Origin of the sequence: Sphingobium sp. SYK-6, assembly GCF_000283515.1 — a bacterium.
Taxonomy (GTDB): Bacteria; Pseudomonadota; Alphaproteobacteria; order Sphingomonadales; family Sphingomonadaceae; genus Sphingobium; species Sphingobium lignivorans.
Window position 1 is genome coordinate 2,962,931 of the sequence record NC_015976.1, and the last position, 18,341, is coordinate 2,981,271.

Consider the following 18,341-nt stretch of genomic DNA (forward strand, 5'->3'; position numbering starts at 1 on the left):
TGCCCTCTCAGAGCTTGAACCTCAGACCGACACGGAACGACCGGCCAACCTGATCGAACAATGGCGACGCCTGATCCGGGAAAGGCGGCGCGACATTGAAGATGTTGTTGAGACGGATGAACATCTCCCGACTGCGGTCAGCGTCCCTGGAAACATCGACCGTGAACGTGGCGTTGGTGTAGAAGATGTTCTTCGTGTCGTTGAAGTTGATCGTGTTGAGCGCGCCGGTGCCGACAACGAAATCATTGTCGATCTTGCCACCCTGCAGCCAGCGGAGATCCAGCGTGCTCGTCAGGCGACCTAGCTCATGCGTGATCAGACCGGAGACGCGCCAGTGCGGTGTCACATACTCGCCTGCCCGCTCTTCGGTGCTGGCCGTGGCCACGGCCGTCGTCGCCAGGGTGTCGAGATAAGTGCCCAACAGGCGAACGGAGAGCGTACCTGCCCCTTCGCCGAAGATGTTCTCCAGCGAAGAGCGATAGGCAGCCTCGATGTCGACACCCTTCGTCTTCAGGCGATCCAGATTCTCGAAGCGCACCGTGATGCCGCTGATGTCGCCATTGGGCGCACCGCCGGCGGTGGTGACGAGGTCGCAAAAGTCCGAAATACCATCGATATAGCAACGCTCGAGCACTTCATTGGCCGAAATCGTACCGATCAATCCCTTGATGTCGATGTCGTAATAGTCGACTGAGAGACGGAGGCCATCCAGCCAGCTGGGCTGGTAGACGATGCCGGCCGTCAACGTATTGGCCGTCTCGGGATCGAGATTGGAATTCCCCAGAGACGTGACCTCGACGGTGTAGTTCGTCGAACGCCGTGGGTCGCGAATATTCTGACGCGACACCGTCGTCGGAGCGAACAGCTCGGCAAAATTGCCGGCCCGGATATCGCGGGACCGCGTTGCACGGAGCCGCAGTTCCCTCGACAATTCCCAGGTCGCACCGATCTTCCAGGTCGTCACGCCACCCGACGTGCTGTAATCCGTGTAGCGCGCCGCAAGGTTGAGATCGAACGAACGAACCAGCGGCAGATCCTTCAACAGCGGGATCGCCAGCTCGCCGAACACTTCCTTCACATTGTAGCTGCCGGCGATCGGCTGACGCGAGCCGCTTTGCCACTGCCCAGCCTGCGAAATGGCATCCACCGTCGCGTCGATCGATTCCTCGCGATATTCCGCGCCAAACGCCGCGTTGATCGGACCGGCCCAGCCTTCAAACAACGCACCATTGGCACTGAATGCTGCCACTTGCTGCTTGGTGGTGAGGTCGAACCTGGACGTGCCGGTGATGTATGAAATGGCTTCCTGCGATGGCGACCCGAAGCCGAACAGATTGAGCGGCGCGCACGCCGGATCGTCATTGGCAGGATTGGAATCGGCATTCACGCGGCAGACAATGTCATCGCCCGAGCGCACGGCGTCGATCGCCTTGCGATAATTGATCATGTTGATCTGACCGACATACTCCTGAACGAAGTGATTGCGGCCATATTGATAATAAGCGTCGAACGACCACTCGCCGAGCTTGCCTTCGACGCCGACGACGCCCCGATAGACCGAAGGCGAGCCCACACGTCCGCGCACGGCACCAAGGCCGGGCTCCCGGTAGGAGCGACCGAAGTTGAAGCATGAGACGCCCGCGGCGATGGCGCGCTCGCGGAATTCGTCGCTCAGATAGGGGTTGGTGATCGGCACCAGAACGTTGCCGGTCTGACCGCCAGGAATGATCGTCGCGGAGCACGTCGGATTACCCGTGACCGAACCCTGCTGACGCGGCTCGGCGAAATAGCCGTTGGTCACGGAATGAGCGAACGTTCCTTCCGCAAACAGGGAGAGATTGTCGAACACCTCGTAGGAGACGCGCGCCATTGCCGAATAGCGCTCCACCGGCTGCTGCAGATTACCACCCGGATTGATGATTTCGGTATAGTTATCGGTCCCGCCGATCATCCGGTTACCGAAGACCTCGCCATAGCCAAACTGACCCGTTTGCCCGCCCGGCAGGAATGTGGTCCCGCGCAGCGGACCACTGGTGATCAGGCCGCCTTCCCAGAGATCAGTGCGGCGCACATCATCCGCGTAAATGTTCGCGGGCAAGCCATTCGCGGCATAGTTGGAATTGCCGGCGAGGCCACGGCTGGCCCATGGGCGAGGACGATAAGGGGTCTGGCCGACCCCGTCATTCTTCGAATATTCCCCGCCGATGAGAATGTGGCCACGCCCGCCGCCGAAGCGCGTTCCGGCCGCTAGCCCGGCAAGCACGTTCTGGGCATCACCATATTGGGAAATACCGCTCTGCACCGTGCCCTCGACGCCTTCGAGGTCCGATTTGAGAATGAGATTGATCACACCGGAGACAGCGTCGGACCCCCAGGATGCCGAGGCGCCGCCCGTCACGACCTCAGTCCGTGCGATGAGAATGGAAGGGATGACGCCAAGGTCCACCGTGCCATCGGGCGCTGTGGCGACGTGCCGGCGGCCATCGAGGAGAACCAACGTCCGCTGAGGACCGACATTCCGCAGATCAGCCGTCACCGTCGCAGAGGACAGGGCACGCGCCACACCGCTGCCCGTTGTAGAGAATGCCGGAATGAGGCGCAGGATATCATCTACGCGCGTCGGAGCGACGGATTGAATCTGCGCCGTGCTGATGACAGAAGTCGGCGTAGGGGCCGTAAACCCGCCGGCCTGAATGCGCGAGCCGGTTATCACGATGTCCTGAGCGGGCGCCGCAGCGCTTCCAGCAGCAGCGCTTTCCGGTGCGGCCTCAGCCGCCACAGGCGCATCAGCGGGCTGCTCGTTGCTCTGAGCCGTCGCCGCGCTGAACGGGCACATCACCGCGGCGATGCAAACACCCACAAGAAGGCGCCATGGCGCTGCATTGAAAGACTTCATCTGATCCTCTCCCTGCTTCAACTTATTATGGCCTCAAGGGTGAGGCGCCATTGCGCCGCGGGCTCGACACGCGAGCTGAGCGGCTCCACCCTGAAGTGATGGACAGCGTCTTAGGTCGGGCCTGGATCGTCAGGAAGATAAGCTCAGTTAGGAGATGCATTCTCAAATCGAGAATGGTCGGGCTGTATGCGCACTGGGGCGCTGGAGCATTGAAGCTCATCGCGCCTGAGAACCGAGATCGAGGCGGACGGCCAGGGCAGAGCCGTTCGACCAGATCAAGGCCGACAGACGACTTGTGCAATGGCCCAAGCTCGCGAGCATGAAGCTGATATAAAAGTACACAATCTTGCGAGAACTGCCTGCCCCCGCGATAGCGGCCGTTCGCTACCCCGAAGGAAATCGCCGAAAGCTGTCAGAGGTTCATAAATCTGACTGGGGCGCTATTATCCAGAGCTTGTCCCGTGCGTCAGTCAAATTTTGAAGCGCAATGGCAATTTGCCGGCTTTTGACCGACATCAAGCAAACTGCACTTTCGCCAGGTCCAGGGACAGCTCCCACAGACGCGCGGCGGCGGCGTCATCCAGCGCCTGCTTGGGCGGTTGCTCCTCGGTTGGATATCCTCGCGTGCCGCCAAGCCGATCGGGCCCATAATAGCCGCCGTCCCGCGCCGAGGGATCGGTTGCCGCGAACAGCGTTGGCAAGGCGCCTTGCCAGGCGGGCTGGAACAGGAACCAGAGGTAGCGGCGCAGCCGACCATGAAGGCTCGATCGGCCCGAGCCGTTCACGATGAGGTCCGTGCGCGTGATGCCCGGATGCGCCGCGTGGCTCTCGATGCCCCAGCCGGCCGCCTTGCTGCGCCGGCTCAGCTCGAGCGCGAACATGAGGCAGGCGAGCTTGGACTGGGCATAGACATGCATGGAGCGGTAGCTGCGCTCGGCCTGCAGATCGTCGAAATCGATGGCCCCCTGGCGCGCCGCGACGCTGCTGAGCGTCACGACCCGTGGTTCCTGCCCTTTCCTCAGCAGCGGCAACAGATGCGCAGTGAGCGCGAAATGCCCGAGATAGTTGGTACCGAACTGCAGTTCGAAGCCGTCGCGCGTTTCACGCCGTTCCGGCGGGCGCATGACCGCCGCATTGTTGATGAGCAGATCAAGACTGTCCTGTTCCTGCGCGAGCTGCCCCGCGAACGCCGCGACCGAGCCGAGATCGGCGAGATCCAGCTTCCCGAACCGCACCTGTGCGCCAGGCACGGCGCGCTTGATCGTCGCGACTGCCGCGGCGCCTTTCTCGGGATTGCGCCCGGCGATCACGACATTGGCCCCGGCGGCGGCCAGGGCAAGCGCATCTTGGAAGCCAAGCCCCCCGGTGCCCGTCACGACCACATCACGGTTCCATTGGGGTGGGATGTCACTGCTCGTCCAGTTCGTCATTGATGATCCTTGCCTTCCCAACGCGGGCGGGGCGCCGCGGGCAATCGAAACCCGCGATGCCCTTGCCCCGCCGTCCTGCTTCATGATGGCGGTGAGCCGGAAAACCACCATGCCGGAACGCGCAAAAAACCTGCCCATTCCTCCACGAGGTTGACAAACGTATGGCACCTTACATATTTGTAAGGTAGCTTACGAATCAAGGGAGGCATCCTTGCCGGACAAACAGGAAGGCACAGCGCAGGACAGTATCGGCGCCTGGGCGAAGCGCTGCTATTTCGCCGGTCGGGACGTCATGGATTCCGTTCTGCGTCCCCATGGCCTTGGCTCCGTGCAATGGTATGTTCTGCACCGGCTTGCCACGGTGGGCCCAGTCATCCAGCGCGATCTGGGACGGCTGCTGGAGATCGAACGCGCGACCATGAGCGGCATCGTCGCCACGCTCGTGCGCAAGGGTCTGGTCGAGCAGGTGCCCGATCAGGCCGACCAGCGGCAGAAGCTGCTGCGCCTCACCGATGCCGGCGCGAAGCTGTGGACCACCCTGCCCGACCTGTCCTTCATTCGCGCCGTGGCGTTCGGCGGGATGGACGAGGCCGATATCGAGACCGCGATCGGCGTGCTCCGCACGGCAACCGAACGGCTCGAAAGCCTGCTTGAGAAAGGAAACAGACCATGACGATCCTGGTAACTGGCGCGAGCGGACTGGTCGGCGCCCGGCTTCTTCCGCGTCTGGTGCAGGCGGGGCTGGACTGCCGGGCACTGGCCCGGCCGGGCAGCGGCGTGCCTGCGGGCGTGTCGATCGCGACTGGCGACCTGCTCGATCCCGCCTCGCTGGCATCGGCCGTGCAGGGCGTTTCGGCCGTCATCCATCTCGCGGCCGTCTTCCGCACGACCGATGCCGACCTCATCTGGAAAGTGAATCTCGACGGGACGCGCAACCTCATCGCCGCGATGAAGGCCCATGCGCCGGACCCGCGGCTCATCATGGCCAGCACGTCCCACGTCTATGACGCCGACGCCCCGCGACCCGGCGCAGAAGAGGATCGCTGTTCCCCCACGCTCGACTATCCGGCGAGCAAGCTGGCCGCCGAGATGGACCTGCGGGACAGCGGCCTCAACTGGTCGATCCAGCGCTTCGGCTTCGTCTATGGCGATGGGGACGGCCATATCGAGTCGCTTCCCCGGCATCTCGCCCAAGTGAAGCTTCACCCCGCCCAGCGGATGAGCATGGTCCATCATCGCGACATTGCGACCGCCATGATGCTGGCGCTGGATGGCGCGATGGACGGGCGGATCGTCAATATCGGCGATGATGCCCCCACATCGATCCATGAACTGGTGCAGCTGGCGGGAGGCGCGATCGAGCCCTCCTCCGCGCCGCTGACCAATCCCTGGCGCCTGCATATGGACGGCGCGCTTGCCCGCCGGCTCGGCTTTCAGCCCATCGTGAGGAGTGTCCACCAGGCGGCGCACGAAGGGCTGCTGTAACGCGCGGCCATGGGAAGGCGCGGCTCCTAAGCCGGCGCCACCGCGCAGCGCTTATGCCTCTTGCAGCGTGCGGCTGGCATATCGGCTATATTGGCGGCGCATATCCAGCACGTCCCGCTTGGGCGCGGCACCAAACATCCGCGTATATTCCCGGCTGAACTGCGACGCGCTTTCATAGCCCACCTGATAGGCAGCCTCGCTCACATTGACCCCGTCGACCACCATCAGTCGCCTGGCTTCCAGCAAGCGCAGCTGCTTCTGGTACTGAAGCGGCGTCATGGACGTGAGCGCCTTGAAATGCTGGTGAAATGACGACGTGCTCATGCGAGCCGTCTCGGCCAGCTGCTCCACCCGCAGTGTCTGCGCAAAGCTGTTCTGCAGCTGGAAAATGGCCTTGCTGACTCGCTCGCTGCTCGATTCCGGCAGGCCCAGGTTACGCAGTTCGCCGCCATTTGGGCTCGTCAGCAGCCAGTAGCAGATCTCGCGCATCACGGACGGGTAGAGGATCGGGATCGCCTCGGGCGTCTCGGACATCCGGAGCAGGCGCAGCATGCAATCGGCCAGAGGTGCATCGACCTTCCCGACGAACAGGCAGGGCCCTGACCCGCTGGTCGGCACGGGCGGCGTTTCGAGCTGTCCCAGCACCTCGCGCATGATCGTCATGTCGAGATCGATGGTGATGCCGATATAAGGCGCGTCCGCGCTTGCCTCGATGACCCGTCCGCTGGCCGGAAGATCAAGGCCGATCGCCAGACATTCCATCACGCCATAGCGAAAGGTCTCCTCACCGAAGAGAATTTCCTTTGCGCCCTGGATCACGACGCAGAGCCCCGGCCGATAGACCTGCCGCATCGGCATCCGGGCCTCGAAGGACCGCATGATGTGCATGCCGGCAAGCCGCGTGGGAAAACGGCCCTCGCCGCCGCCCTGGGCATCGATATGAGCGGCGACCGCCGCGTGAAGGGCTGAAGGCACGCGTTTCTCCGCCTGGGCGAGCGGCCAGCGCAGGACCTGCCCATCTCTGCTCACCCTATCGGCGCCTGGAGGATTGGGCAAATTTATTGAGGTATTCGGCATTCTGATCATGGGTCGCTCCATCTAACTTGCTGGCACCAACCCAAGCGAGGAGCGTCACGATCATGGCAGAAATTGCCACGCGATCAACAGAAATATCCAGCGCTTCTTTCCAGATCGGCGAGGAAAGCTCGAATGAACATGCGGATGGATGGCGCTCCGGCGCAATACTCGTCGCCCTTTTCCTCGTCAGCCTGATCTCTCAGATTGATCGGATGCTGCCCTTCATCATGGCAGAAGCGATCAAGATTGATCTTTCTCTCAGCGATACACAGATCGGGTTGCTGACAGGCCTTGCTTTCGCGGTCTGTTATACGCTTCTTTCCCTGCCGCTTGCCCGCGTTTCAGACCGGGGGTCGCCCCGTTTCGTGCTTGTTTTCTGCGCGCTGGTCTGGAGCGCGATGACGGCGCTCGGAGGCCTTGCCGCGAGTTTCCTGGTCCTGGCGTTCACGCGCTTCGGCGTGGCCTTCGGTGAGGCGGGCGCGATCCCGGCCGGACATGCGATCATCGCGCGGAAAATCCGGCCGGAGCGAAGAGGCCTGGCGATCGGGCTGTTCGCTCTGGGCATCCCTCTTGGCACCATGGTGGGGTTTGCGGCCGGCGGCGCGCTCAGCGACACGGTCGGCTGGCGCACGGCGCTGGTCGGCGCGGGCGCCCTTGGCGGCGTGATCGCTGTCACTGCTTTCGTCGCCATCGGGCCCACGCCACCGCTGCAGCGCATGGCGGCCTCTGCAGAACCCTTCATGCGCACAAGCATGCGCCTGCTGTCGGCACCCGGCTTCCGCTGGCTGTTCATCGGCGCGATCGCCAGTGGCTTTGCCGCGGCGCCTTTTTATGCCTTCGCCGCCCCCTTCCTCATCCGCACTCATGGCTTCACCGCCAGCGAGGCCGGCCTTGCCTTCGGGCTGCCGCAGGGCCTGCTGGGCATCGTGGGTACGCTGCTGGGCGGTCGCTGGTTCGACCGGGTGGTGCGCTCGGGCACCGGGCGCGTGCTGGGTCCCCCTGCCATCCTGTTCATCATCGCCGCAATGACGACAACGGCAGGCCTGTTCGCCCCTGTCGGCTGGCTCTCGATCCTGCTGTTCCTGCCGAGCATGCTGTCCTTCGCCTTCCTGCTGCCATGGGGTTTCGGCGCTGCGCACCTCGTGGCCGGCCAGGGCCGCGAGGCCATGGCGTCGAGCCTCGTCCTGATCGGCTCGGGCCTGCTTGGCCCTGCGCTAGGTCCGCTCATCGTCGGCCTGATCAGCGATGCGGGAAGCGCGGCGCACATGCCCAACAGCCTCGGGCTCGGCCTGCTGACCGTGCCCGTCGCCAGCATCCTCAGCGGCCTCGCAATTCTGATGGCAAACCACAGGATCGCTGCCTTGCTTCGGCAGCGCTGACTCCAGGGGGGCGCCAATCCCACCCGCCCCGCCGCGACCCCCGGCCACCGAAGGACAATTTTCCGGAAACGGAACGCCTTCGGCGGCCCCCTCAAAAAGAAGGAAATCGACTATGCGAACTCTCGTCTCGACCTTGCTTGTCTGCGGCACCGCCCTGTCGGCCACCGGCGTCCATGCGCAGGAGGCTTCCCCGGACACCCCGTCGCGCGGCATTGTCGCGGTTGGTGCCGGTATCGTGCCCGAATATGATGGCGCGAGTGACATGCGCGTGCTCCCCTTCGTCACGGGGGAGATCCGCCTCGGCATCGTCAGCCTCGAAATGCGCGGCCAGCGCCTGCGCCTCGATCTCAATCCGGGGTCGCGTCTCTCCTTTGGCCCGGCGATCGGCCTGCGCCTGCCGCGTGACGATGCGGACGGTCCCGTCGGCCTTCTGCCGGAAATCGACACCGCGATCGAGGCAGGTGGCTTCGTGGGCTACAGGATCGGCGGCGACCGCTTCGGCCAGGGATCGGTGCAGATGGACCTGACCGTCGTTCACGATGTGTCGGACACGCACAAAGGCCTGATCGCGACGGCGACCGCCAGCTATGCAGCGATCCGCAACCCCGTCTTCTCCCTCTCGCTCGATGCGCAGGCCGGCTGGGCCAATGCGGATTATGCCCGTACCTATTTCGGCATCGACGAAGCCGCCGCCGCTGCCAGCGGCTTGCCAGCCTATCGCCCCGGCGCCGGCTTCCGTGACGTGGGCGCCGGCGTGACGGCATCCTACTGGTTCAACCGCCGCCTCGGGGTGGTCGCCCGCGCCGGCGCGAGCTATCTCATCGGCGATCTCGCCGACAGCCCCGTCACCCAGGAGGGCAGCCGCTGGCAACCGGCCGCCGGCCTCGCCCTCGCCTATCGGTTCTGAAGGCCCGTAAGGCGGGCGGCTCCGGCGACGATACTGCACGGCGCCGCCCCTTTCGCAGTTCAGATCGCCACGGACGAATAGTCCATTCGCTCGAGATCCGCGATCAGGCCCGGTCCACTCGGCTCCCAGCCGAGCAGTGCTCGGGTTCGGGCGCTGGATGCTGACATGTCGGTGGCTGCGAACATCGCGAACCAGCCGAAATGGGTCGCCGCATCTTCAGGAGACAGAGAAACGAGCGGAAGGTCGAGGCCAGCAGCAACGCTCGCCGCAATCTCGCGAAGGGCCACCCCTTCCTCCGCGACTGCCTGATAGCGTGCCCCCGGCTCGGCCCGCTCCAGCGCGAGGCGATAGAGCCGCGCCACGTCAAGGACATGGCCGGCGGACCAGCAGTTCTCGCCATCGCCGACATAGGCAACGACGCCCTTTTCCCGTGCCAGTTCCACATAAGGCGTGATCAGGCCCTGCTTCACCGTGTCATGCACTTGCGGAAGGCGAACGACCGACAGGTTCACGCCCCTTTCAAGCAGCGCCTCGCCAGCCAGCTCAGCACTCGACCGGGGGTGGTGGCGGACGGTGAACAACGTCTCGACGGCCGGGCTGCCATCATCAGGCGCACCCATGATCACTGCCGAGGTGATGAGCAGTGGCCGCTCAGAGCCCCCGAGCACCGCGCCAAGCGCATCGATCACGTGACGATCCTGTTCGCAGCTCGCCGCATATTTTGAGAAGTCATGATCGAAGGCGGTGTGGATGACAGCGTCGGCGCGCTCGGCGCCGGCGCGGATGCTCGCAAGGTCCTCCAGATTGCCGAGATGGGCCTGCGCGCCAGCGGCGGTCAGCGCGCGTGCGCCGGCCTCCGAGCGCGTAAGGCCGATCACCTCATGACCCGCACCCAGAAGCTCAGGCAGGATTCGCGAACCGATAAAGCCGGTGGCACCAGTGAGAAAGATACGCATGGGGAACTCCTCCAGATTGACGGACCGCCCCATTCGGTGAGAAGGTATTCCTGTTAAAGTAGTGACTTTATCATGGTATAATTATCGACAGGATTCGGATGCCCCTCCAAGGCGAGAACCAGCTCGGCACATTCCTGCGCGATCGGCGCATGCGCCTTGACCCGGCGACCTTCGGCTTTCAGCCGGGGCGCCGGCGCACCCCCGGCCTGCGCCGGGAGGAGGTCGCCCAGCGTGCGAACATCAGCCCCACCTGGTATACCTGGCTGGAGCAGGGTCGTGGCGGCGCGCCGTCCGCCGATGTGCTGGACCGGATCGCCACCGGCCTGATGCTCACCGAGCCGGAGCGCGATCATCTCCACATCCTCGCGTTCGGACATCCTCCTGAGGCGCGCTATCGCCAGCACGAAGGCATCACGCCGCGCCTGCAGCGCGTGCTGGACGCCATGCCGCACAGCCCCGCCATCATCCGGACGGCGACCTGGGATGTCGTCGCCTGGAACAAGGCGGCGACGCTGGTGCTGGCCAACTATGCCGAGCTGCCGCGCGAGGGGCGCAACGTCCTGCGCCTGATCTTCGCCGATGAACGGGTCCGTGCCGCGCAGGAGGACTGGCGCAACGTGGCGCGCTACGTCGTCAGCACCTTCCGAGCCGATGCCGCGCGCGCTGGGGCCGGTCTGGAAATCCGGCAGCTGGTCGATGAGCTGTCAGCCTCGAGCGCCGAATTCAGGGCGCTGTGGAATGACAATGAAGTCATGGGACACGGCGAAGGCACCAAACGACTTCATCACCCCGTGCTGGGCACGGTCGACCTGGAATTCTCCACCTTCGCGGTCGAAGGACGATCCGATCTCATCATGATGGTCTACAATCCGACGATACCGCGAACGATCGAGCGCATTCAGGCGCTGGTTGCGGAGGCATGAAGTGGAGATTTTCGAACGGACATTCGAACATCGATCTGCGCTTCCCGACAGCGGACGCCCGTTCACCCCCCGTTGAAAGTGGCGCGAGCTTGGCGGATCCGCGACAGCGATGGCATCGCCCCCCCCAAACTGAACCCTCCAAAAAGTAGATTGCAACCTAATATTCTAATCAGTAGATTGCTACCGGAATAAAAATAACTGGGAGAGTGAAGCATGAGGGATTCCGTCAAGCGGCTGCTCGCACATTCGAGCGTGGCAGCTTTTGCAGTCGTATTGTGCGCGGGCGTTCAGCCCGTGCACGCTCAGGCGCAGGAAAGCGCGACTGACGTTCCGGCCGAGAGTGGCACGTCAAACGAAGCGATCATCGTGACGGGATCGCGCATCGTGTCCGGTTTCGATCGGCCTACACCGGTCTCTGTGATGGACGGCGCGAGGCTCGAGGAGCGAGGCTCCGCGAATATCGGCGATGCTCTTGCTGAAATGCCCGCGTTCCGCGCGACAAACACGCCGGCCTCGACTGGCCTTGCAGCAGCAGCTGGCTATGTCGGCGGCCGTATCCTCGATTTGCGTGGTCTTGGCGCTGTTCGCACACTGACACTGGTCGACGGCAAACGCTTCGTTCCCTCGACCACGCAGGCGACGGTCGACACCAACATGATTCCATCGATCCTGCTTCAGCGCGCCGAGGTCGTCACCGGCGGCGCCTCTGCCGTTTATGGATCGGACGCGGTTTCCGGCGTCGTCAACCTGCTCATCGACAAGAATTTGACGGGCTACAAACTAGCCGGCCAGATCGGCTTTTCCGAATATGGCGACAATTATACCCGCCAGTTCGGCGGCGCCGCGGGCTGGGCGCTGGGCGACCGGCTGCACCTCGTCGTCGGCGGCGAATATGAGCGCAGCAGCGGCGTGGAGGCCTGCCCGGAGCGCGAATGGTGCGCTAATGGCTTCATCAACGTGGGCCGCAATCCGCTTCGCCCAGGTCAGACGGCCACCATTCCGGCCAATAATATGCGCCGCGCCGCGACGCCCTGGAGCGCTTCGTATAATGGGGTGACCACCCCGCCCGCTTCTGCATATGTCGGCAACTTCGTGCCCTCGCTGCGCCCGATTGACGGCATTACTTTCGGCGCGGATGGAACGCCGCGCCGCTTCCAGTTCGGCACGCACGTCAATTCACTCTATCAATTTGGCGGCGAGAGCGACGGGCCGGGCGAGAATATCTATTTCGACTTTCCCATCGTCTCGCCGACCGAACGCTGGGCAGCAATGGGCTATCTCACCTTCGAGGCCACGCCCGCACTCACGCTGGAGCTCGGCGTCAATTACGGCCATGGCGAAGGCGACCATCGTGCGCCCGCCTATCGCAACACCGCAATCACCATCCGTGACGACAATGCTTTCCTGCCGCGCTCGTCCGACCCGACGCTCGATATCCCGACAATTCTCGCGCAAAACGGCCTCACCAGCTTCACGCTGGGCAAGGGGTTCAAGGATATCGGCTCCTCGCCAATCCATGTGCGCAACAATGTCCTGCGCATTGTCGGCTCGGCCGCCTATGAGATCGACAGCAACTGGCGCGCGGATCTTTATTATCAGTTCGGTCGCAATGATTTCCGCAGCGACCTGACCAATGGCGTCGTGACGAGCCGCATGCTGAACGCCCTGGATTCGGTCCGGAATTCCTCAGGTCAGGCGGTGTGCCGGATCAACGCGGATGGCATCACGACCAATGACGATCCGAGCTGCGTCGCGCTCAATCCGTTCGGTTTTGCAAACCAGCCGAATTTTGAAGACGCCAAAGCCTATGTGACGGCCAACGCCTTCCAGACCAACATCACGACGGAGCATGTCGTTGCCGCGAACCTGACGGGGTCTCTGATCGATCTCCCCGCCGGCAAACTCGGTATCGCGATCGGCGGCGAATATCGCAGCGACAATGTCGAGGGCGACACGGATGCGCTCTCGCAGGCGGGCCGCTTCTTCACCGGCGGCGGTTCGACCATCTCCGGCAAGATCGACGTTGCGGAAGTCTATGCCGAAGCGGAAGTGCCGTTGCTGGCAGACATGACCGCGTTCCAGGAACTGGGCATCAGCGGCGCCATCCGTCGGACCCATTACAACCGCTCGAGCGCGACTGCGGAGAGCAGCAGCGTGAATGCCACGACCTGGAAGGTGGGCGGCACGTGGGCGCCGATCGATGCCATTCGCTTCCGCGTGACCCGCTCGCGTGACATCCGCGCGCCCAACGTCGCGGAACTGTTCGGACCGCTCACCAACACGCAGGGCATTGTCACTGACGTCGGCCGTGAAGGCGTTCAGGCTGTTGTCCCGATCACGCTGGGCTCCAATCCGGATCTGCGTCCGGAGAAGGCCGATACCTTCACGGTGGGCGTCGTCCTCGCGCCCCGGGGCGGTTTTCTGGGCCGCTTCCGCTTGTCCGTCGATTATTACGACATTCAGATCGACGATGCGATCAGCACACTGGGTCAGCAGAATATCGTCGCGCGCTGCGCCGAGGGCGATGCGCAGAGCTGCGCGCTTGTTACGCGTGACGCGGACCGCGTGATCACGAATATTCGCGATACATTTCAGAATGTTAATGAGCTGATTGCACGGGGCTACGACATCGAGCTGGCCTATCGTCAACCGCTTGGTGGCAATATGCTGAATCTGCGCGTGCTCGCATCCCATGTGAAGGATCTGATCACGGTGGATGCCGTCGGGCCGACCGAACGCGCGGGGCAGACTGGCCTGCGCGGCGGCACGCCTCCGGGTATTCCCGACTGGACCATCGACGGCACGGCTACGCTCGATATCGGCGAGCGCTTCTCGATGACCGCGAATGCCCGCTGGATCAATGACGGCTTCTACAACGCTGCTTTCGTGGGCGCCGAGCAACCCGGCTTTGCCATCGGGTCGGCGAACAGTTCCAACACCAACGCCATGCCCGGCCGCATCTATCTGAACCTGCTCGGCACGGTGAAGGTGCCGATCACTCAGGATAACCGGATGGACGTGTATTTCGGCGTCGACAATGTCTTCGACAAGGATCCGCCGAACTATCCAGGTGCGAACGGCAGCGGTAATAACGTGCTGTTCAATCCCGTCGGTCGGATGTTCAAGGCCGGCGTGCGCGCAGCATTCTGATCCATTCAGGCGCCGGGCCTGCGAAGGTCCGGCGCCTCCTGGCCATCCAACGCGAGGCAGTCATGTTCGATCGATGCTCCAGTAACAGGCCGCACATTCTGCCGCTCGGGGCCTTTGTCCCCGCTCTCGGGCCAGCCCCCCATCGTCGGGCCCGGGGCGCGGTCCGCCGGACGGATGCGCACGCGCCTCGCACCGCTGGACAGGACGCCTGATCATGGCCCGCACGCCCCGCTCGATCGACATCGCGTCGTTCATCAATGATCGCAAGCTTGGCCCGTTCAATTACAAGCTGATCGTGCTCTCGTGGCTGATCACCGTGTTCGACGGATTCGACATGATGCTCATCAGCTTCACCGCACCCTGGATGCGGGACGATCTGGGCCTCTCCACCCACATGCTGGGCAATGTCTTCTCGGCGGGTCTGGTCGGTATGATGGTGGGCGGGTTCGCCCTGGCCTATATCGGGGACAGGATCGGGCGGCGGCAGACGATCATCTGGGCCGCCTTCGCCTTTGGCATTCTCACCGCCGCGACCAGCTTCGCGGAAAACTACGAGCAGCTGCTGTTGCTGCGCTTTCTCGATGGGTTCGCGATCGGCGGCATGCTGCCGCTCGCATGGGCGCTAAACATCGAATATGTGCCGGCCAGATATCGCTCCACGGTCGTGACCGTCATCATGATGGGATATAGCATCGGCTCCTCGCTCGCGGGGCCGGTCACCGTGTGGCTCGCGCCCGATTACGGGTGGGAGGGCGTGTTCATCTTCGGCGGTATCGGCACCATCGTCTGCGCTTTCGGCCTGCTCTTGTGGCTGCCGGAATCCGTGCGCTTTCTTGCCTCCAAGAACCTCAAGCCGCAGGTGATCGCCGCGACTCTCAACAAGATCGACCCGGCGCTGAAAGCCGCGCCGCAGGATCGTTTCCTGCTGTCGGACGAGAAGAAGGACGAGGGCAATTTCACAGTCGGCAAACTGTTCACCGGCGACCTCAAATGGCTGACGCCCCTTTTGTGGATCGGCTACATCGCCAGCACGCTCGCGGTCTATTTCAAGGCCAACTGGGGACCGATCGTCTATGAGGATCTGCAGTTCTCGCGCGAGACGGCCGCCTATGTCTCGTCCATCGGCGGCGTGGCAGGCGCGGTGCTGGGGCTGTTGCTGATGCGCTTTACCGATGGCAAGGGCCCCTATGCGGTCGCCTTCTATCCGGCCATCGCCTTCCCCCTGCTGCTGCTCGTCGGCCTCGTGCCGATGGACCCCGCGGTCTTCCTTGCCGTCTCGGTGGCGGCGACCAGCTTTGTGGGCGGCGCGCATTTCGGCATTCTTTCGATCGCAGGGGTCTTCTACCCCTCCTCGATCCGTGCGAACGGCGCCGGCTGGGCCACCTCCATCGCCAAGATCGGCGGCATCGCCGGGCCGATCGTCGGCGCTTATGTGCTGTCCAGCGGCCTTCCCATCGTGCGCAGCTTCGCTATCCTGGCGCTGTGTCCCGCCGCGCTTGCCTTGTGCGCCTTCGGCATCGGCGCCATCGTGAAACGGCGCCGGACGCCGACGGCCCCTCCGGCTCCCCATCTGGCTGAGGCGAACTGAGCATCATGGTCCTGCTGGCATCCCGCATGAGACAAACGGGTCGCAGAGGGCCTCGCCCGTGAAAGAGCAGCGACGCACCAAGAAGGCGGAAGGCGGAGAGAGCCCCGAGCAGTCACCCGGCGTTGCGAAGAACGGCTTCTACGGCGGCTATCCCAAGGACCAGGCCGAGCGCCATTTGCGGAACTTCTACACGACCACCGTTCCGGATGCGCAGGATGTGTTCAATTTTCGTACGACGCGAGCGCTCGTGGTCGCTGGGCGACGCTGGCGCAAGCTGGCGAACGACCGGCTCAAGCCGATCGGGCAGAACATGGCCCGCTGGGAAACGCTCTACCTCATGGCAAGCTCGGAGGATGAGATCAGCCAGGGTGAACTCGCCCGTGTGGTCGGCGTCGAAGGGCCGACCATGGTATCGATGCTGAACTCGCTCGCGCGTGATGAACTCATTGATCGTTACCAGAGCAAGATTGATCGCCGCATCACGCACAACCGTATCACGGAGAAGGGCATCCAGGTGGCGCAGAACATCATGGCCATCACGAACAAGCTGCGCAGCGAAGTGCTCCGGGACATCGATCCGGCCAAGCTCGCGGTGACGCTGGAAGTGCTGGAGCAGATCCATTTTCGGTTGGACGAACTGAGCTAACTGAGAAGCATTCATTGGAATGATGTCGGAGACGGAAAGATGGTCAAACTGACAGATGCGGAACAGGCGATGCTTGATGGGCAAGCCGGAGCGGCAACAAGCAAAGCCATGGAATTGCTCATCCGCTATGCCGATGCGCTGGGTGCCGAGCGCTTCGTCGAGACGAACAATGTCGCGGGCGTTCCCGGCTCCGCGCTACAATGGGTGAAGGATCATTATGCGGCCGACGGCGGCGATTATCGCGCCGTCTTCTCGCGCTTCGACCTGGATTCCGACGAGGTCGTGGACGTGCCGCGCATGAACGCGTTCTCCTGTCATCTGCAGGGCGGGATGGACCCCGCGCTCTGGCAGGAGCAGGGCATGAGCGCGGATGCGCATGCCAATTTCGTGTCCGACGAAGCCGAGGTGGCCGCGCACGGCATTCAGATCCTCAAGACCTGCACGCCATATCTGGCCGGGAATGTGCCCGTCATGGGCGAGCATTGCGCATGGATGGAATCGAGTGCTGTCGTCTTCGCCAATTCGGTGATCGGCGCGCGCACCAATTGCGAAGGCCGCGAATCCACCAGCGCCGCAATGCTGGCCAAGCGCATTCCGGACTGGGGCTTCCATCGGGATGACTTCCGGAAGGGGCAGCATCGCGTCAGCGTGGAGATGCCGGTGGACTCGATCTTCGAGTGGGGCATGCTCGGCTATTTCGTAGGTGACGCCGTGCAGGATACCATCCCGGTCATCACTGGCGACATCAGCAACCCAAGTCTCATTCGCCACAAGCATTTCGGCGCAGCGGCCGCATCCTCCGGCGGGGTCGAAATGTATCACATGGTCGGCATCACGCCGGAAGCACCCAGCGTCGAGCATGCCTTTGGCGGTGCGGCGCGTGGCGAGCATTTCGTCTATGACGCCGCTGCCCGGCGACGCATCTATGAGACGCTCAACAGCGTCGGCCAGAGCGAGGATGTCGACTATGTCATGCTCGGCTGCCCGCATTATTCCATTGAACAGATCGCTCAGGCGGCAGCGCTCATCGAGGGGCGAAAGGTTCATGCCAATTGCGCGCTGTGGATTTTCACGAGCCGCGCCGTCAAGGCGACGGCGGACGCGAACGGCTACACCAGGATCCTGCGTGACGCGGGCGCCTATCTGATGACCGACACCTGCTCCGCGATCAGCCAGGCCGTCCCGAAGGGCACGAAAGTGGCCGCCCTCGATAGCGCCAAGCAGGTCCACTATCTGCCCGCGATGATGGGCATCGAAGGTTGGTACGGCACGACGGCCGAATGCATCGACGCTGCCTGTACCGGCAAGTGGAAAGGAAAACTGGCATGACCCAGCTTCTGGAGAAGCCTCGGATCGTCCTGCGCGGCCGCAAGGTCGTGGGCGGCGTCGCTGAGGGCGAGGCGCTTGTGACGCGACAGACCATCTCCGGCTGGGGTGGCGTCAATCTCATGAACGGAACTGTCATCGAAACCCGGCACGAGCTCAAGGGCCAGAGCTTCGCGGGCAAGGTTCTCGTTTTTCCCGGCGCCAAGGGCTCGTCTGGCTGGTCCGGTATCTTCCACATGGCCAAGCTGCGCGGCATGGCCCCGGTTGCAATGGTGTTCAACATCATGACGACCAAGGCTGCGGTGGTCATGCGGACACCTGCGGTCACGGACTGCGACCAGGATCCGCTGGATCATATCCGGACCGGCGACTGGGTCCGCGTCGATGGCGACGCGGGGAGAATCACTATATGGGACCGCAAGCCGGATTGAAGCGATCGCTGCCTCGTTTTCCGCTGAGCGCTGGCCTGTATGCGCCGCAGTGTGCTGAGGAGGCCGGCCCACAAATTGAGCCTGATCTCTGAGCCGATCTTTCTCCGTCCCAGATGGGACCTGGCGAAAGACCGACCCAGAGATGAC

The 18,341-nt window shown here is 63.4% G+C and carries 14 protein-coding genes; 10 read left to right on the forward strand and 4 right to left on the reverse strand.

Going from position 1 to position 18,341, the window contains the following annotated elements:
- Positions 1-7: 7 nt before the first annotated feature.
- Both SLG_RS13610 and SLG_RS13615 read right to left on the reverse strand, forming a co-directional pair.
- Positions 8-2,896 carry a TonB-dependent receptor plug domain-containing protein gene (locus SLG_RS13610; protein ID WP_014077065.1) on the reverse strand — a complete coding sequence of 963 codons (2,889 nt, stop codon included), beginning with the start codon at positions 2,894-2,896 and terminating at the stop codon, positions 8-10.
- Between the two features lie 515 nt (positions 2,897-3,411).
- Positions 3,412-4,326 (reverse strand): SDR family oxidoreductase, encoded by a 915-nt coding sequence (locus SLG_RS13615; RefSeq protein WP_173385004.1) that lies wholly within the window; start codon positions 4,324-4,326, stop codon positions 3,412-3,414.
- 211 nt (positions 4,327-4,537) lie between these two features.
- Here SLG_RS13615 and SLG_RS13620 point away from each other — a divergent pair, with 211 nt between their 5' ends.
- A complete protein-coding gene (locus SLG_RS13620; protein WP_014077068.1) occupies positions 4,538-4,999 on the forward strand; it encodes a MarR family winged helix-turn-helix transcriptional regulator in 462 nt (153 codons plus the stop codon).
- Positions 4,996-5,811 (forward strand): NAD-dependent epimerase/dehydratase family protein, encoded by an 816-nt coding sequence (locus tag SLG_RS13625; protein ID WP_014077069.1) that lies wholly within the window; start codon positions 4,996-4,998, stop codon positions 5,809-5,811. The genes SLG_RS13620 and SLG_RS13625 overlap by 4 nt, the downstream gene beginning before the upstream one ends.
- A gap of 51 nt (positions 5,812-5,862) precedes the next feature.
- Here SLG_RS13625 and SLG_RS13630 read toward each other — a convergent pair whose 3' ends face one another.
- The gene (locus SLG_RS13630) at positions 5,863-6,840 is read right to left on the reverse strand and encodes an AraC family transcriptional regulator (protein WP_014077070.1); all 978 of its coding nucleotides are present in this window, start codon (positions 6,838-6,840) and stop codon (positions 5,863-5,865) included.
- 110 nt (positions 6,841-6,950) lie between these two features.
- Here SLG_RS13630 and SLG_RS13635 point away from each other — a divergent pair, with 110 nt between their 5' ends.
- Complete coding sequence (locus SLG_RS13635) at positions 6,951-8,267, forward strand: MFS transporter (RefSeq protein ID WP_014077071.1); 1,317 nt, start codon at positions 6,951-6,953, stop codon at positions 8,265-8,267.
- Between the two features lie 112 nt (positions 8,268-8,379).
- Positions 8,380-9,174, forward strand: coding sequence for a MipA/OmpV family protein (locus tag SLG_RS13640; protein WP_014077072.1), 795 nt, complete (start codon positions 8,380-8,382; stop codon positions 9,172-9,174).
- Positions 9,175-9,233: 59 nt separating this feature from the next.
- Here SLG_RS13640 and SLG_RS13645 read toward each other — a convergent pair whose 3' ends face one another.
- Positions 9,234-10,130 (reverse strand): SDR family oxidoreductase, encoded by an 897-nt coding sequence (locus SLG_RS13645; RefSeq protein WP_041393363.1) that lies wholly within the window; start codon positions 10,128-10,130, stop codon positions 9,234-9,236.
- A 98-nt stretch (positions 10,131-10,228) separates the two neighbouring features.
- On the opposite strand from SLG_RS13645, the gene SLG_RS13650 reads away from it, so the two are divergent.
- The 6 genes from SLG_RS13650 (at position 10,229) to SLG_RS13675 (ending at position 18,194) form a co-directional block, all read left to right on the forward strand.
- Positions 10,229-11,053, forward strand: coding sequence for a helix-turn-helix transcriptional regulator (locus tag SLG_RS13650; protein WP_014077074.1), 825 nt, complete (start codon positions 10,229-10,231; stop codon positions 11,051-11,053).
- Between the two features lie 213 nt (positions 11,054-11,266).
- A complete protein-coding gene (locus tag SLG_RS13655; protein ID WP_014077075.1) occupies positions 11,267-14,203 on the forward strand; it encodes a TonB-dependent receptor domain-containing protein in 2,937 nt (978 codons plus the stop codon).
- 214 nt (positions 14,204-14,417) lie between these two features.
- Positions 14,418-15,791, forward strand: coding sequence for an MFS transporter (locus SLG_RS13660; RefSeq protein WP_014077076.1), 1,374 nt, complete (start codon positions 14,418-14,420; stop codon positions 15,789-15,791).
- 58 nt (positions 15,792-15,849) lie between these two features.
- A complete protein-coding gene (locus SLG_RS20470; protein WP_051003766.1) occupies positions 15,850-16,437 on the forward strand; it encodes a MarR family winged helix-turn-helix transcriptional regulator in 588 nt (195 codons plus the stop codon).
- Between the two features lie 39 nt (positions 16,438-16,476).
- A complete protein-coding gene (locus SLG_RS13670; RefSeq protein ID WP_041392040.1) occupies positions 16,477-17,766 on the forward strand; it encodes an aconitase X in 1,290 nt (429 codons plus the stop codon).
- Positions 17,763-18,194, forward strand: a complete 432-nt coding sequence (locus SLG_RS13675; protein WP_014077079.1) for an aconitase X swivel domain-containing protein — start codon at positions 17,763-17,765, stop codon at positions 18,192-18,194. Before SLG_RS13670 ends, SLG_RS13675 begins: the two co-directional genes overlap by 4 nt.
- Positions 18,195-18,341: the final 147 nt, after the last annotated feature.

Coding starts and splice junctions, on each gene's coding strand:
- SLG_RS13610 (WP_014077065.1), bottom strand. CDS start 2,896: ATGAAGTCTTTCAATGCAGCGCCATGGCGCCTTCTTGTGGGTGTTTGC.
- SLG_RS13615 (WP_173385004.1), bottom strand. CDS start 4,326: ATGACGAACTGGACGAGCAGTGACATCCCACCCCAATGGAACCGTGAT.
- SLG_RS13625 (WP_014077069.1), top strand. CDS start 4,996: ATGACGATCCTGGTAACTGGCGCGAGCGGACTGGTCGGCGCCCGGCTT.
- SLG_RS13635 (WP_014077071.1), top strand. CDS start 6,951: ATGGCAGAAATTGCCACGCGATCAACAGAAATATCCAGCGCTTCTTTC.
- SLG_RS13640 (WP_014077072.1), top strand. CDS start 8,380: ATGCGAACTCTCGTCTCGACCTTGCTTGTCTGCGGCACCGCCCTGTCG.
- SLG_RS13645 (WP_041393363.1), bottom strand. CDS start 10,130: ATGCGTATCTTTCTCACTGGTGCCACCGGCTTTATCGGTTCGCGAATC.
- SLG_RS13650 (WP_014077074.1), top strand. CDS start 10,229: ATGCCCCTCCAAGGCGAGAACCAGCTCGGCACATTCCTGCGCGATCGG.
- SLG_RS13655 (WP_014077075.1), top strand. CDS start 11,267: ATGAGGGATTCCGTCAAGCGGCTGCTCGCACATTCGAGCGTGGCAGCT.
- SLG_RS13660 (WP_014077076.1), top strand. CDS start 14,418: ATGGCCCGCACGCCCCGCTCGATCGACATCGCGTCGTTCATCAATGAT.
- SLG_RS13670 (WP_041392040.1), top strand. CDS start 16,477: ATGGTCAAACTGACAGATGCGGAACAGGCGATGCTTGATGGGCAAGCC.
- SLG_RS13675 (WP_014077079.1), top strand. CDS start 17,763: ATGACCCAGCTTCTGGAGAAGCCTCGGATCGTCCTGCGCGGCCGCAAG.